Source organism: Streptomyces sp. Tu 3180 (assembly GCF_009852415.1).
GTDB lineage: Bacteria > Actinomycetota > Actinomycetes > Streptomycetales > Streptomycetaceae > Streptomyces.
On the sequence record NZ_WOXS01000002.1, the window covers coordinates 2932485 to 2947753 of the forward strand.

General features: G+C 70.3%; 12 protein-coding genes and 2 tRNA genes. 2 read left to right on the plus strand and 12 right to left on the minus strand.

The window, feature by feature from the left end:
- Window positions 1-98 precede the first annotated feature (98 nt).
- The 6 genes from GL259_RS14145 to GL259_RS14170 form a co-directional block, all read right to left on the minus strand.
- On the minus strand, window positions 99-1118 hold the full coding sequence (locus GL259_RS14145; protein ID WP_030569938.1) for a rod shape-determining protein: 1020 nt from the start codon (window positions 1116-1118) through the stop codon (window positions 99-101).
- A gap of 316 nt (window positions 1119-1434) precedes the next feature.
- On the minus strand, window positions 1435-1848 hold the full coding sequence (gene ndk / locus GL259_RS14150; RefSeq protein ID WP_159532707.1) for a nucleoside-diphosphate kinase: 414 nt from the start codon (window positions 1846-1848) through the stop codon (window positions 1435-1437).
- A 65-nt stretch (window positions 1849-1913) separates the two neighbouring features.
- Complete coding sequence (locus GL259_RS14155; RefSeq protein WP_159532709.1) at window positions 1914-2264, minus strand: DUF4233 domain-containing protein; 351 nt, start codon at window positions 2262-2264, stop codon at window positions 1914-1916.
- Window positions 2265-2271: 7 nt separating this feature from the next.
- Window positions 2272-3792 carry a folylpolyglutamate synthase/dihydrofolate synthase family protein gene (locus GL259_RS14160; protein WP_159532711.1) on the minus strand — a complete coding sequence of 507 codons (1521 nt, stop codon included), beginning with the start codon at window positions 3790-3792 and terminating at the stop codon, window positions 2272-2274.
- 54 nt (window positions 3793-3846) lie between these two features.
- A complete protein-coding gene (locus tag GL259_RS14165; RefSeq protein WP_159532713.1) occupies window positions 3847-4896 on the minus strand; it encodes an acyltransferase in 1050 nt (349 codons plus the stop codon).
- 145 nt (window positions 4897-5041) lie between these two features.
- Window positions 5042-7666: a valine--tRNA ligase gene (locus GL259_RS14170; protein ID WP_159532715.1), complete on the minus strand. Its 2625-nt coding sequence runs from the start codon at window positions 7664-7666 to the stop codon at window positions 5042-5044.
- A 136-nt stretch (window positions 7667-7802) separates the two neighbouring features.
- Between GL259_RS14170 and GL259_RS14175 the strand changes: the two genes are divergently transcribed.
- Window positions 7803-8759: a hypothetical protein gene (locus tag GL259_RS14175; RefSeq protein ID WP_159532717.1), complete on the plus strand. Its 957-nt coding sequence runs from the start codon at window positions 7803-7805 to the stop codon at window positions 8757-8759.
- A 250-nt stretch (window positions 8760-9009) separates the two neighbouring features.
- Here GL259_RS14175 and clpX read toward each other — a convergent pair whose 3' ends face one another.
- The 5 genes from clpX to GL259_RS14200 form a co-directional block, all read right to left on the minus strand.
- Window positions 9010-10296 (minus strand): ATP-dependent Clp protease ATP-binding subunit ClpX, encoded by a 1287-nt coding sequence (clpX, locus tag GL259_RS14180; RefSeq protein ID WP_159532719.1) that lies wholly within the window; start codon window positions 10294-10296, stop codon window positions 9010-9012.
- A gap of 190 nt (window positions 10297-10486) precedes the next feature.
- Complete coding sequence (locus GL259_RS14185; RefSeq protein ID WP_004988122.1) at window positions 10487-11167, minus strand: ATP-dependent Clp protease proteolytic subunit; 681 nt, start codon at window positions 11165-11167, stop codon at window positions 10487-10489.
- 111 nt (window positions 11168-11278) lie between these two features.
- The gene (locus GL259_RS14190; protein ID WP_030240055.1) at window positions 11279-11884 is read right to left on the minus strand and encodes an ATP-dependent Clp protease proteolytic subunit; all 606 of its coding nucleotides are present in this window, start codon (window positions 11882-11884) and stop codon (window positions 11279-11281) included.
- 431 nt (window positions 11885-12315) lie between these two features.
- Window positions 12316-13704 (minus strand): trigger factor, encoded by a 1389-nt coding sequence (tig, locus tag GL259_RS14195; RefSeq protein WP_159532721.1) that lies wholly within the window; start codon window positions 13702-13704, stop codon window positions 12316-12318.
- Window positions 13705-13874: 170 nt separating this feature from the next.
- Window positions 13875-13951, minus strand: a tRNA-Pro gene (locus tag GL259_RS14200).
- Window positions 13952-14117: 166 nt separating this feature from the next.
- Here GL259_RS14200 and GL259_RS14205 point away from each other — a divergent pair.
- Window positions 14118-14188: transfer RNA gene (locus GL259_RS14205), tRNA-Gly, on the plus strand.
- Window positions 14189-14497: 309 nt separating this feature from the next.
- Here the strand turns inward: GL259_RS14205 and GL259_RS14210 are convergent.
- Window positions 14498-14692 (minus strand): hypothetical protein, encoded by a 195-nt coding sequence (locus tag GL259_RS14210; protein WP_159532723.1) that lies wholly within the window; start codon window positions 14690-14692, stop codon window positions 14498-14500.
- Between the last annotated feature and the right edge of the window lie 577 nt (window positions 14693-15269).

Here is a 15269-nt window from a genome sequence, read left to right on the forward strand (position 1 = left end):
TTCGGACGCGCGGAGGCGTCGGGGGAGTTCATGCCTCTATATCAACGATCCGCCGTACGGAAGCCGATCGTCCCGTACGGCGGAATCGAGGAGTCGTGTCATCTGCGCGGCTGGGCGTCCAGCACCTGCTGGAGCGCCTCGAACTCCTCGACGCACTTGCCGGAGCCGAGCGCCACGCTGTCCAGCGGATCCTCCGCGATGTGGATCGGCATGCCCGTCTCCCGGCGCAGCCGCTCGTCCAGCCCCCGCAGCAGCGCTCCGCCGCCGGTCAGGACGATGCCCCGGTCCATGATGTCGCCGGACAGCTCCGGCGGGCACTTGTCGAGGGTCGTCTTGACGGCGTCGACGATGGCGTTGACGGGTTCCTCGATCGCCTTGCGCACTTCCGCGGCGGAGACGACCACCGTCTTGGGCAGCCCGGAGACGAGGTCCCGGCCGCGGATTTCGGTGTGCTCGTCGGTGTCCAGGTCGTACGCCGAACCGATCGTGATCTTGATCTGTTCGGCCGTCCGCTCGCCCAGCAGGAGGGAGTACTCCTTCTTGATGTGCTGGATGATCGCGTTGTCCAGCTCGTCGCCCGCGACGCGGATGGACTGGGCGGTGACGATGCCGCCGAGGGAGATGACCGCGACCTCCGTGGTGCCGCCGCCGATGTCCACCACCATGTTGCCGGTGGCCTCGTGGACCGGCAGCCCGGAGCCGATGGCGGCGGCCATGGGCTCCTCGATGATGTGCACCTGACGGGCGCCGGCCTGGGACGACGCCTCGATGACGGCGCGGCGCTCGACGCCGGTGATGCCCGAGGGCACACAGACGACGACCCGCGGACGAGCCAGGTACCTCCGCTTGTGGATCTTCAGGATGAAGTAGCGGAGCATCCGCTCGGTGATCTCGAAGTCGGCGATGACGCCGTCCTTCAGCGGACGTACGGCAACGATGTTGCCGGGCGTGCGCCCGATCATCTTCTTCGCTTCGGCACCGACCGCGAGGATCCCACCGGTGTTGGTGTTGATCGCGACGACGGACGGCTCGTTGAGTACGATCCCGCGACCCCTGACGTACACCAGCGTGTTGGCGGTCCCGAGGTCGACAGCCATGTCACGGCCGATGAACGACATTGAGTTCCCCATCAGGATTCGTCTGGCCTCCCCACGAGCTTTTGAGGGCTTTTCAGGTCGGCGAGGTGGGTGCTGTGACGTGAAGGCTTCCATGGTAGACGCGCCTTCGCGAACACTGCGCGAGGGTCTTCGCCATTGTCATCCGATGGCGCGCCCCGCTGCTTGTGGAGACGGGCCATCGGGGGCATCCGTTCCCCCGAACGCCGTGCATATGCCAAAAAAGGGTCCGGGGGCAAAACCCCCGGACCCTCCGACGGGCGGCCAAGGCGGACAAAGACGCCGTGCGCGGCCGCGACGTGATCGTTATGAGCCGCCGTTACGCCCGCCCCGGGAAGAAGATCTTCACCTCGCGCTCGGCGGACTCCTCGGAGTCGGAGGCGTGGATCAGGTTCTCCCGGACGATCACGCCGAAGTCCCCGCGGATCGAACCCGGGGCCGCGGCGATCGGGTCGGTGGGACCGGCCAGTTGGCGCAGTCCCTCGATGACCCGCTCACCCTCGACGATCATCGCCACGACCGGCCCGGAGGCCATGAACTCCACCAGCGGCTCGTAGAACGGCTTGCCCTTGTGCTCGCCGTAGTGCTGCTCCAGCGTGTCCTGGTCCAGGGTGCGCAGCTCCAGCGCGGTGATCCGCCAGCCGGCCTTGCGCTCGATGCGGCTGATGATCTCGCCGGTCAGGCCGCGACGGACGGCGTCGGGCTTGAGGAGGACGAGGGTGCGCTGGCTCACGGCGGAACTCCTTGTGCGTCAAGTGGTGCGGGGTGATGAGGTTACCGGGCGTGTCGGGGCGTCCGTCACACAGCGTCAGGCTGGTCGGCCTGGGCGGCGAACCGGGCCTTCACCTCGTCCACCTTCCGCCCGAAATGCACCGACGCCCACCACAGCACCGCGAACACCACACCGAGGAAGAACATCGTCGGGACGACGAAGCCGGAGGCGACCAGGGCGACCTGCAGCACCCAGCCGAGCGCCACGCCGCCGGGCCGGGTGATCGTCCCGCACAGGGCCACGCTCAGGAACATGGCGATGCCGCACACGGTCCACACGGTGCCCATGGACAGGTCCGGGTCCTTCATCGCGACCAGTCCGGCGAAGCCGACGATGAAGAACTCGCCGATCAGCGTCGAAGCACAGAGCGTACGCACGGTTTCCTCAGCCCCTTCCCAGAAGCAGTCGGGCCTCGCCGACCGTGATGACGGAACCGGTGACGAGCACACCGCCGCCCGCGAACTCGCCCTCCTCCTCGGCCAGCGTGATCGCGGCCTCCAGGGCGTCGGGCAGCCGGGGCTCGACCTGGACGCGGTCCTCGCCGAACACCTCGACGGCGATCCCCGCCAGTTCGTCGGCGTCCATCGCGCGGTGGCTGGAGTTCTGCGTGACGACGACCTCGGCGAAGACCGGCTCGAACGCCTCGAGCAGCCCGCGCACGTTCTTGTCGCCGCTCGCGCCGACCACGCCGATGAGCCGGCTGAACTGGAACGCCTCCCCGATCGCCTCGGCCGCCGCCTGCGCGCCCGCCGGGTTGTGGGCGGCGTCCAGGACGACGGTCGGCGACCGGCGCACGACCTCGAGCCGGCCCGGTGAGGCGACGGCGGCGAAGGCCTTGCGCACGGTGTCGACGTCGAGCGGTTCGGCGCGCTGGGCGCCGACGCCGAAGAACGCCTCCACCGCGGCGAGCGCCACGGCCGCGTTGTGCGCCTGGTGGGCGCCGTGCAGCGGCAGGTACACCTCGGGGTACTCGCCGCCGAGTCCGCGCAGGGTGACCAGCTGGCCGCCGACGGCGACCTGCCGGGCGACGACGCCGTACTCCAGCCCCTCCCGGGCCACGGTGGCGTCCGCCTCGACGGCCTTCTTCAGCAGCACCTGCGCCGCGTCCACCGGCTGCTGGGCCATGATCACCGTCGCGTCGCGCTTGATGATGCCGGCCTTCTCGCCGGCGATCTCGGCGGGCGTGGTGCCGAGCCGGTCGGTGTGGTCGAGGGAGATGGGCGTCACCACGGCGACGCTCCCGTCGATCACGTTGGTCGCGTCCCAGCTGCCGCCCATGCCGACCTCGACGACCGCCACGTCCACGGGCGCGTCGGCGAAGGCCGCGTACGCCATGCCGGTGAGCACCTCGAAGAAGGACAGCCGGTACTCCTGCTGCGCGTCGACCATCTCGACGTACGGCTTGACGTCCCGGTACGTCTCGATGAACCGCTCGGCGGAGACCGGCGCCCCGTCGAGGCTGATCCGCTCGGTGATCGACTGGACGTGCGGCGAGGTGTACCGGCCGGTGCGCAGCTCGAAGGCGCCGAGCAGGGCCTCGATCATGCGGGCGGTCGAGGTCTTGCCGTTGGTGCCGGTGATGTGGATCGAGGGGTACGAGCGCTGCGGCTCGCCCAGCACGTCCATCAGCGCGGAGATCCGGCTGACCGACGGCTCCAGCTTGGTCTCGCCCCAGCGGGTGGCGAGCTCCGCCTCGACCTCGCGCAGCGCCTTGTCGACCTCGGGGTCCTCGGGGCGGGCGGGCACGTCCGCCTGCGGCGGGCCGCCCTGGGTGCGCAGGGTGCGGCTGCCGGCCTCGATCGCCGCGAGGTCGGGGTCTCGGCGGGTCTCCTCCTCGACGAGTTCCGCGAACTCGTCGAGGGTGCCGTCCGGGTCGGAACCTGCTGATTCTGGGCGCTCGCTCACGGTACCCAGTCTACGGACCCGCCGGGCGGCCCCCGGCAGGCCCCGGGTCCCGCCTCAGCCGAGCCACCTGCGCATCCCCAGCCGGCCCCACAGGACGCTCGCGGCGAAGGACAGCGCGGCGGCCGCCGTCGCCGTCACGGCGAGCGCCACGGGCGCCGCGAACCCGTGCGGCACCTCCTGCGCGACGGGCTCGACCAGCAGCACCACGAACAGCAGATGCACCAGGTACGTCCCGAACGACGCGTCCGACAGCCGCCCCAGCAGCGCCCGCGCCCCCTCCGGCACCCGCACCCCGCCCACCGCGCCGAGCACGGCGAAGGTCAGCGCGGCCACCGCGAGGCTCCCGTACGCGGCGGGGTGCCGCACGGTGAACTGGTACAGGGCGAGGGCGACGAGCGCGACCGCCGCGCCCGCGAGCCACAGCGGGCGCGGGCCGCGCCGCCGGGCGGCCAGCAGGGCGGCGCCCGCCACCGCGTACCCCAGCGAGTACAGCGACACGCTCCAGTCCCACCCGGGCAGCGGCAGCCCGGTGAGGGTCCGCGCGTCCTCGACGACCGCCGGGGCGACGGCGAACGCGGCGAGCAGCAGCAGCGACCGGCGCGGCGTGGCGCGCTGCCCGACAACGAGCACGGCGACGCCGAGGAGCAGCAGGAGCGGTACGTAGGTGTAGAGGTACCAGAGGTGGAAGGCGGCCTCCACGGAGCCGAAGAGAGCCCGCAGCGCCTCCTTGGCGCCACCGTTCGGGGGCGGCCCGGACACGTACTGCCAGAGCAGGTAGACCGCCGTCCACACCGCCATCGGGCGCAGGATCCGGCCGAGCCGGGTGAGGAGCCGGGCGTCGTCGCGCACCGGCGAGCCGACGAGGGCGGCCCAGCCGGCCATCGCGAAGAACGCGGGCACGGCGAACCGGCCGGCCGAGTCGCCGAGGACGCCGGTCGTGCGGTGGCCGGCGTCGATGAACGCGGCGGAGGCGTGCACCAGCACGACGGCGGCGGTGCAGACGACGCGCAGGAGGTCGATGTCGTACCGCCGGTCCCGGCCGGGTCTGCCCTGCGCGGTCGGTTCGGCGGGCAGCGCGGCGACGGGGGTCGCGGTTCGGGGCATCGTGGGGGTGCTCCTGACGGCGTCGGCCTGGTGATGGGCGAAGCCGCAGGCTTTCGCCGGCGGGTTACGCGACACCCACCACGACGTGAACGGCCCCCGGCCGGGGGGAAACCGGTCGGGGGCCGTGAGTCGTCCGCGTCGGCGGTCAGGCGCCGGGCAGGCGGTCCAGCTGGACCTGGATGCGGGTGATGTCCTCCTCCGCCTTGGCCAGCCGCGTGCGGATCTTCTCCACCACGTGGTCCGGGGCCTTCGCCAGGAACGCCTCGTTGCCGAGCTTGGCCGTGGCCTGGGCCTTCTCCTTCTCGGCGGCGGCGAGGTCCTTGGCGAGCCGCTTGCGCTCGGCGGCCACGTCGATCACGCCGGACAGGTCCAGCGCGACCTCGACACCGGCGACCGGCAGGGTCGCCGTCGCGGTGAAGGAGTCGCCCTCCGGCTGCAGGCGCAGCAGCTGGCGGATGGCCGGCTCGTGCGGCGCCAGCGCCGTGCCGTCGAGGGTCAGCCGGGCCGGGACCCGCTGGCCGGGCTGGAGGCCCTGATCCGCGCGGAACCGCCGCACCTCGGTGATGACCGACTGGAGCGTCCCGATCTCCCGCTCGGCGTCGGCGTCCCGGAAGCCGCTGTCCTGCGGCCACTGCGCGATGACGACCGACTCGCCGCCCGTGAGCGTGGTCCACAGCGTCTCGGTGACGAACGGGACCACCGGGTGCAGCAGCTTGAGCGTGACGTCGAGGACCTCGCCGAGGACGCGCTTGCTGACCTCGGCCGGCTCGCCGCCCGCCTGGAACGTCGTCTTGGACAGCTCGACGTACCAGTCGAAGACCTCGTCCCAGGCGAAGTGGAACAGCGCGTCCGACAGCTTGGCGAACTGGAAGTCGTCGTAGTACGCGTCGACTTCGGCGACCACCGAGTTCAGCCGGGACAGGATCCAGCGGTCGGTCGGCGACATCCTCGACGCGTCCGGCAGCGGGCCCTCGACCGTCGCGCCGTTCATCAGCGCGAAGCGCGTGGCGTTCCAGATCTTGTTGGCGAAGTTGCGCGAGCCCTGGACCCAGTCCTCGCCGATCGGCACGTCGACGCCCGGGTTGGCGCCGCGCGCGAGCGTGAAGCGCAGGGCGTCGCTGCCGTACTTGTCCATCCAGTCCAGCGGGTTGACCGCGTTGCCGAAGGACTTCGACATCTTCTTGCCGAACTGGTCGCGGACCATGCCGTGCAGGGCGATGGTGTGGAACGGCGGGGTGCCGTCCATCGCGTACAGGCCGAACATCATCATCCGGGCGACCCAGAAGAAGAGGATGTCGTAGCCGGTGACCAGGACGGAGTTCGGGTAGAACTTCGCGAGCGACTCGGTCTGCTCGGGCCAGCCGAGCGTGGAGAACGGCCACAGGCCGGAGGAGAACCAGGTGTCCAGGACGTCGGTGTCCTGGTGCCAGCCCTCGCCGCCCGGCGGCTCCTCGTCGGGGCCGACGCAGACGACCTCGCCGTTCGGCCCGTACCAGACCGGGATGCGGTGGCCCCACCACAACTGCCGCGAGATGCACCAGTCGTGGAGGTTGTCGACCCAGTCGAAGTACCGCTTCTCCATCTCCTGCGGATGGATCTTGACCTTGCCCTCGCGGACGGCGTCACCGGCGGCCTTCGCCAGCGGGCCGACCTTGACCCACCACTGCATGGACAGCCGCGGCTCGATGGTGGTCTTGCAGCGCGAGCAGTGGCCGACCGAGTGGACGTAGGGCCGCTTCTCGGCGACGATCCGGCCCTCGGCGCGCAGCGCGGCGACGATGGCGGAGCGGGCTTCGAGGCGGTCCAGCCCCTGGAAGGGACCGTGCACGGTGATGACGGCGTGCTCGTCCATCACGGTGAGGGACGGCAGGTTGTGACGCTGCCCGATCTCGAAGTCGTTCGGGTCGTGCGCCGGGGTCACCTTGACGGCGCCCGTGCCGAACTCGGGGTCGACGTGCTCGTCGGCGACGACCGGGATGGAGCGGTCGGTCAGCGGCAGCTTGATCAGCTTGCCGACCAGGTGCCTGTAGCGCTCGTCCTCGGGGTGGACGGCGACGGCCGTGTCGCCGAGCATCGTCTCGGCGCGGGTGGTGGCGACGACGATGGTGTCGTCCCCGTCGCCGTACTTCATGGAGACGAGCTCGCCGTCGTCGTCCTGGTACTCGACCTCGATGTCGGAGATCGCGGTCAGGCACCGCGGGCACCAGTTGATGATGCGCTCGGCGCGGTAGATCAGCTCGTCGTCGTAGAGCCGCTTGAAGATGGTCTGGACGGCCTTCGACAGGCCCTCGTCCATGGTGAAGCGCTCGCGCGACCAGGCGACGCCGTCGCCGAGGCGGCGCATCTGCCCGCTGATCTGCCCGCCGGACTCGCCCTTCCACTGCCAGACCCGCTCGACGAACGCCTCGCGGCCGAGGTCGTGGCGGGACTTGCCCTCCTTGGCGAGCTCCCGCTCGACGACGTTCTGCGTGGCGATGCCGGCGTGGTCCATGCCGGGCTGCCACAGCGTCTCGAAGCCCTGCATCCGCTTGCGGCGGGTCAGGGCGTCGATGAGCGTGTGCTCGAAGGCGTGCCCGAGGTGCAGGCTGCCCGTGACGTTCGGCGGCGGGATGACGACGGTGTAGGGCGGCTTGTCGCTCTTCTCGTCCGCCTCGAAGTAACCCCGCTCTACCCAGCGCTCGTACAGCGGCCCCTCCACGTCGGCCGGCGCGTACTGGGTCGGCAGTTCGGTCGTGGGCGCTGATTGCGGCTGCTGAGTGTTCTCGGTCACGGGGTCAGTTTAGAGGTGTCACCACCCGGTCCCGAAACGCGATTCCTTTGTAACGGTGCGCCCCCCGCTGGTCTGAACGCATGACTCCTGAGTCAGGATGTCAGCGACACACCAGCATCTGGAGGGGAACCCAGTAATGAGCTACAACCAGCCGGGCCCGTACGGCGGGCAGCCCCAGCAGCCCGGACCGTACGGCCAGCCGGGTCCTTACGGCCAGCAGCCGCAGGCTCCGCAGCCCGGCTACGGCTACCCCCAGCAGGCTCCCCCGCCCGGCCAGCCCGGCTACGGCTACCCCCAGCAGCCCGGCCAGCCCGGCGTCCCGCCCCAGCAGCCCCCGTACGGCCAGCAGCCGCCCTACGGCCAGGCCCCGTACGGCATGCCGCCCCAGCCCCCGGCGTCGGGCGGCGGCAAGAAGACCGGCATCATCATCGGCGCGGTGGCCGCCGTGGTGGCGATCGGCGTGGGCGCGTACTTCGTCCTCGGCGGGAGCGGCGGCAGCGGCTCGGACGTCGCCGACGACGGCCCGCACAAGCTGACGACCCCGGCGACCGTGCTCGGCGGCGCGTACAAGAAGGGCGAGGGCTCGGACAGCGGCGGGTTCAACCAGGACGACATCAAGGAAGCCGAGAAGCACGGCGTCAAGAACGCCAAGGACGTCAGCGCGGCCTACCAGTCCGGGGACGAGAGCAACCCGTTCGCCATGAAGATGGTCCAGTTCATGGGTGTCTACGGTGAGATCGACGACCCGGAGAAGGTCGTCGACGCCATGTTCGGGGAGATGAAGAAGGAGGCCTCCGGGGACGAGGAGGCCGAGCTCGTCGGCAGCCCGAAGGGCTTCGAGCCGAGCGCCCTGGACGGCGCCGTCCTGAAGTGCCAGGAGATCAAGAGCAAGAACACCGGCGCCGCGTCGGGCGACCCGGCCTCCGGGCCCTCGGAGATCAGCATGCCGGTGTGCATCTGGGGCGACCACAGCACGCTGGCCGTCGTCATCAACACGGATCTGGCCGACGCCATGGCCGGCAAGCCCGCCGACCTGGAGAAGGCCGCCGAGCTCACCGCCAAGTTCCGCAAGGACGTCCGCGTCAAGATCTGACGCCGGTGGCGGCCGGAGGGGCCCCGGTCGGGCGACCGGGGCCCCTCCGCGTGGTTCGGACGAGGACCCGCGGACCCGCGGCGGCCGGAAGACTTCGCGCGCCTCGGCCGCGTGTGCCTCCCGCGCGCGGACGGCGAGAAGGCCGCGGCAGCAGACGGCCGTGTCGCGGGGTGTCCGGCGTGGCCGCCCCCGCGACACGAAAGGCGCCCGGCGACTTCGCCGGGCGCCTTCTCCGTGTGTGCGGGAGGGCCTACGCCGTCTTCTGCTCGCCCGGGCCCCGGCCGCGCGCGTCGCGCGGGATGAGGGTCGGGTTGACGTTGGACAGGACCACGTCGGCCGTGATGACCACGCGGGCGACGTCCTTGCGGGACGGGACCTCGTACATCACGCCCTGGAGGACTTCCTCCATGATGGCGCGCAGGCCCCGCGCACCGGTCTGGCGGAGGATGGCCTGGTCGGCGATGGCCTCCAGCGCCTCGCGCTCGAAGTCCAGCTCCACGCCGTCGAGTTCGAAGAGGCGCTGGTACTGCTTGACGAGCGCGTTGCGCGGCTCGACGAGGATCTTGAGCAGGGCCTCGCGGTCGAGGTTGTGGACCGAGGTGATGACCGGGAGACGGCCGATGAACTCGGGGATCATGCCGAACTTGACCAGGTCCTCCGGCATGACCTCCTCGAACTGGTCCTTGGACTCCAGCTCCCGCTTGGAGCGGATCTGCGCGCCGAAGCCGATGCCCTTGGCGCCGGCCCGGCCCTCGATGATCTTCTCCAGGCCCGCGAAGGCACCGCCCACGATGAACAGCACGTTCGTCGTGTCGATCTGGATGAACTCCTGGTGCGGGTGCTTGCGGCCGCCCTGCGGCGGCACCGAGGCCGTGGTGCCCTCGAGGATCTTCAGCAGGGCCTGCTGGACGCCCTCGCCGCTGACGTCGCGCGTGATCGACGGGTTTTCACTCTTGCGGGCGACCTTGTCGATCTCGTCGATGTAGATGATCCCGGTCTCGGCCTTCTTGACGTCGTAGTCGGCCGCCTGGATCAGCTTCAGCAGGATGTTCTCGACGTCCTCGCCGACGTACCCCGCCTCCGTGAGCGCCGTCGCGTCGGCGATCGCGAAGGGGACGTTCAGCATGCGGGCCAGGGTCTGGGCCAGCAGCGTCTTGCCGGAGCCCGTGGGGCCCAGCAGGAGGATGTTGGACTTCGCCAGCTCGATGGCGTCCTCGCGGCCCTGGGCGCCGCCGTTCTCGCCGGCCTGGACACGCTTGTAGTGGTTGTACACCGCGACGGAGAGCGCCTTCTTGGCCGCCTCCTGGCCGACCACGTACCCCTCGAGGAACTCGTAGATCTCGCGGGGCTTGGGCAGCTCCTCCCAGCGGACCTCGCTGGTCTCGGCGAGCTCCTCCTCGATGATCTCGTTGCAGAGATCGATGCACTCGTCGCAGATGTACACACCGGGCCCTGCGATGAGCTTCTTGACCTGCTTCTGGCTCTTTCCGCAGAACGAGCACTTGAGCAGATCGCCGCCGTCACCGATGCGTGCCACGGTGTGCTTCCCCTTCGCCTGGGAGACGCCTGGACGTCAACGTCCGACGACTCCTGGTGCTGCCTTATGTCCGACGGTACCTTGCCGAGCCCCCCGTTCGGGCCCCCCTTGGCACGGTTCGCTTTGACGTGAACCGTGCCAAACCGTGCCAAGGGGCGGCAGACGATACAGCCTCCCGAAGACTCCCGCGTCAGCGCAGGCTGGCGTTGTCCATCTTCCGGGTGGTGATGATCTGGTCGATCAGGCCGTACTGGAGCGCGTCCTCGGCCGTGAGGATCTTGTCACGCTCGATGTCCTCGCGGATCTTGTCGATCGGCCGGGTGGAGTGCTTGGCCAGCATCTCCTCCAGCTGCGTCCGCATCCGCAGGATCTCGTTCGCGGCGATCTCCAGGTCGGAGACCTGGCCGCGGCCGGTCTCGCTGTAGGGCTGGTGGATCAGCACGCGCGCGTTGGGCAGCGCCATGCGCTTGCCGGGCGTGCCGGCGGCCAGCAGGACGGCGGCGGCGGAGGCCGCCTGGCCCATGCAGACCGTCTGGATGTCCGGCTTCACGTACTGCATCGTGTCGTAGATCGCGGTGAGCGCCGTGAAGGAGCCGCCGGGGCTGTTGATGTAGACCGAGATGTCCCGGTCGGGGTCCATCGACTCCAGGCACAGCAGCTGCGCCATGACGTCGTTGGCGGAGGCGTCGTCGATCTGGACGCCGAGGAAGATCACGCGCTCCTCGAAGAGCTTCGCGTACGGGTCGTACTCGCGGATGCCCTGGGAGGTGCGCTCGACGAAGCGCGGGATGACGTAGCGGGACTCGGCCGCGGGGCCGGTGTACTCGGCGCGCGTGCGGTCGTACAGGCCGCTGCCGGGGAAGTCGTTCACGGTGTCTCCTGGAAAGGGGCTGAGGCGGTCGGCCGGGGCTGCTGGGGCTGTGCCGGGCCCCTGGCGGGGTCCGGTGGGGTCCACGGGGCCACGAGGGCCCCGTGGGACCGCTCAGGCCCCGGTGCCGCCGCCGCCCGGCATGCCGGCGGCCGTGGGGATCACGTCGTCGATGAGGCCGTACTCCTTGGCCTCGAAGGCGTCGAACCAGCGGTCGCGGTCGGAGTCGCGGGTGATCTGCTCGACCGTCTGGCCGGTGTGCTGGGCCGTGAGCTCGGCCATGCGCTTCTTGGTGTGCAGCAGCCGCTCGGCGTGGATCTTGATGTCCGAGGCCGAGCCGGCCAGGCCGGCGGAGGGCTGGTGGATCAGGATCTCGGCGTTGGGCAGCGCGAAGCGCTTGCCGGGGGTGCCGGCGCTCAGCAGGAACTGACCCATGGAGGCCGCCAGGCCCATGGCGATGGTCACCACGTCGTTCTTGATGAACTGCATGGTGTCGTAGATCGCCATGCCGGCCGTGATGGAACCGCCGGGGCTGTTGATGTACAGGTAGATGTCCTTGTCCGGGTCGGCGGCAAGGAGCAGCAGCTGTGCGGTGATCTTGTTCGCGATGTCGTCGTCGACCGGCTGGCCGAGGAAGATGATCCGCTCGTTGAGCAGCCGGTTGTAGACCTGGTCGCCGAGGCCACCACCGATGGAAGGCTCGCCGGCGGCGGAGGGCATCAGATTCGTCACGTATCCACCTGCTCGTCTTACGACGGCGCCGGGCCGTCTCACGTGTTCTGCCGGGGCTGGGGCCGTCCGGCGGTGCTCGGGGACTCCCCTGCCCTCGTATTCATGGACCCTAACGCGCGGGTCCCTTCGGGGAATCCCGCAGCGGGGGGTGTTCGCCGGGGCGTAGCGCGGTGCGCCCCGCAGGCCGGCCGCCGCCCGTCCGCGCCGCGGTCGCGCCGGTGAGCGGGGCGGCCGCCGGGGGTACGGGGAGCCGGCCGTCCGTGGCGGCCGGATCCCCGTGGCGGCCGGGTACCCCCGGCCGTGCGCGCCCACGCGGCGGATCCGCACGGCGGCACGGGTCCGTGCCCGCGCGACGACGACGGGCCCCGGGCGCAGCGCACCCGGGGCCCGTCGTCCGCACGTCTGAGGTGCCGGGGGGATCAGCCCTCGGTCTTCTCCTCGGCGGGGGCCTCGGCGGCCTCGGCGGCGTCCGTCTCGGCGGCGTCCGTGGCCTCGTCCTCGTCCTCGAGGTCGATGATCTCGCCGTTGGTGTCCTTGACCACGGCCTTCTCGACCACGAGGGCCAGGGCCTTGCCGCGGGCGACCTCACCGACGAGGAGCGGGACCTGGCCCTGCTCGACGACGGCCTGGGCGAACTGGTCGGGGGACATGCCGGAGGAGGCCGCGCGCCGCATGAGGTGCTCGGTGAGCTCCTCCTGGTTGACGTTGAGCTTCTCCTGCTTGACGAGCTCGTCGAGCACGAACTGGGTCTTGATGCCCTTGATCGCGGCCTCGCGGGTCTCGGTCTCGAACTCCTCGGCGGTCTTGCCCTGGATCTCCAGGTACTTGTCGAGGGTGAGGCCCATCTGGCCGAGCTGGTGGTGCTCGAGGTTGTGCCTGCGGGTGTTGATCTCGTCCTCGAGCAGCTTCTCGGGGACCGGGACCTCGACCAGCTCGAGCAGCTTCTCCAGGACGCGCTCCTGGGCCTGCGTGGCCTGGTCGTACTGCTTCATGTTCTCCAGGCGCTTGCGGCTGTCCGCCCTCAGCTCCTCGAGGGTGTCGAACTCGGAGGCGAGCTGCGCGAACTCGTCGTCCAGCTCGGGCAGTTCCCGCTTGGCGACCTGGGTGACCTTGACGGTGACCTCGGCCTCCTTGCCGGCCGCGGAGCCGCCCTTCAGCTCGGAGGTGAAGGTGGCCTCGCCACCGGCCTCCAGGCCCTTGACGGCGTCGTCGATGCCGTCCAGCAGCTCGCCGGAGCCGATGGTGTAGGAGACGCCGTTGGCGATGCCGTCCTCGAGGACCTCGCCCTCGACCTTGGCCTCCAGGTCGATGGTGACGACGTCGCCGTCCTCGGCGGCGCGCTCCACCGGGGAGGTGGAGGCGAAGCGCTCGCGGAGCTGCTCGACCGACTTCTCGACGTCCTCGTCGGTGACCTCGACGGCGTCGACCTCGACCTCGATGCCGGAGTAGTCCGGGATCTCGATGGCGGGGCGGATGTCGACCTCGGCGGTGAAGTTCAGCGTCTCGCCGTCCTTCAGCTCCGTGATGTCGACCTCGGGCTGGCCCAGCGGGCTCAGCTCGGCCTCGTTGACGGCGTCGGTGTAGAACTTCGGGAGAGCGTCGTTGACGGCCTCCTCCAGCACCGCACCACGACCGAACCGCTGGTCGATGACCCGGGCCGGGACCTTGCCCTTGCGGAAGCCCTTCACCGTGACCTGCTGGTTGATCTTCTTGTACGCCGCGTCGAGGCTGTCCTTGAGCTCCTCGAAGGGCACCTCGACAGTGAGCCGAACCCGAGTCGGGTTCAGGGTCTCCACGGCGCTCTTCACGGTTCGGTCTCCTTGTGGCTGACTTCTCGGTTTCCGCCGGGACCAGAACGGTCCGGCTGGTGCGCCGCCCGGAGGACTTCATCAGACGCTGAGAGACACGGGCGTGCAGTTTGATAGTAACGGCAGCGACTACGGCGCCCAAAGGCGATCACCGGGGGTGATCGGGTGACTGGTCGGGGTGGCGGGATTTGAACCCACGGCCTTCCGCTCCCAAAGCGGACGCGCTACCAAGCTGCGCCACACCCCGTCTGGTGCGAGACGTAGGGTACATGCCGCCGGGCGGTCCTCACCCCGCATTTCCCGGGCGCGGTGCGGCTCCGGCGGTGCGGCGGGAACGGGGTGTGCGGCGAGGGGGCACTACCCGCTACGATGCCTGTCAGTGCCGGGGTCCCCCGACCTGCGGCGCGTGCTGTGCGGGCGTAGCTCAATGGTAGAGCCCCAGTCTTCCAAACTGGCTACGCGGGTTCGATTCCCGTCGCCCGCTCCGGACGGATCAGGGCCGGGCGGAGGATTTTCCCTCCGCCCGGCCCTGATCGCTGTGCGGGCCCTCGTCCGGGGTGCCGCCCGCGACCGCGCCGGCGCCTTTCCCGCGAGGACGGGTCACCGCGGCGCCCGGCCCGCCCGCGCCCGGGGCGGGAACGCCGCCCCGGAGCCCCCCTCGGACCGCTGCCGGGGCCGTCGCCCGGAGGTCACGGGTGTCCACCGCGCGGACGGAGCGGGCGCCGCGGGGAGGCGGAAGTCGTCGTCGGCGGCACACCGGCCGCGGACGACCTCGGCGGCGGGGCGGGGCGGGCTAGAACTGGATGGAGTTGATCGTCTCGGCTATCGAGTTCAGGAACCGCTGGATGTCGTCGGCCATGCCGGTCGAGGCGAGGAAGAAGCCGAAGAGGATGGCGACGATCGCCGGCCCGGGCTTGATGGACCCGCCTCTCAGCAGCACCACCAGGATGATCGCCAACAGCAGCACCACGGACAGTGAAATGGCCACAACTGATCACACCCTCGGTCGGTTCCGCTTCCCCGGCCTGGGCGACGCGACCCCGCGCACCCCGCCAGAACCATCGTGCCACCAACCGGGCTCCCCTATGCGGCGGCTGACGCAACGTCCGGCCGGCGGTGGCCGCGATCCCCGCCCGCACCCGCCCCCGCGGACCAACGGCGCGGCGTCGCACGGCAATTCGACGGCCCACCCGCACAGGGAATTCGACTAGATCGTTTCCATCTCCACACAACGCGTTCGCCACTAATTCGAATTGCCGCCGCAGGCGTCCCGACGGGCGCGCGGGCACGGTGGACAAGAGGGGTCAATCAGGGCATCACGCCGGAGTCGCCTGCTGGTCTTATGCGGGATTTAGTCAGGAACAATCATGACAAGCGGGGCCCGTGCGGCGGGCGGTTCCCTTGCCGGAGCGGTGTGTTGGCCGTCACGTCGACGGCGTCGCCCGCTTTCCCGATTCCGGGGCATCCGAGGTGAATAACCAGGAAAGACGTCGGGCGTTTTACGAATAGCCACGGAGAACGCTAGGGTGCCTCAGATGTTCCACGCTGCCTCGTCCCCCGCAAGC

What these genes read in the sequence shown, in the direction of transcription:
- GL259_RS14145 (WP_030569938.1), bottom strand. Translation starts at nt 1,118, where the DNA reads ATGTCGTTCATCGGCCGTGACATGGCTGTCGACCTCGGGACCGCCAAC.
- GL259_RS14190 (WP_030240055.1), bottom strand. Translation starts at nt 11,884, where the DNA reads ATGCCCTCCGCCGCCGGCGAGCCTTCCATCGGTGGTGGCCTCGGCGAC.
- GL259_RS14175 (WP_159532717.1), top strand. Translation starts at nt 7,803, where the DNA reads ATGAGCTACAACCAGCCGGGCCCGTACGGCGGGCAGCCCCAGCAGCCC.
- GL259_RS14165 (WP_159532713.1), bottom strand. Translation starts at nt 4,896, where the DNA reads ATGCCCCGAACCGCGACCCCCGTCGCCGCGCTGCCCGCCGAACCGACC.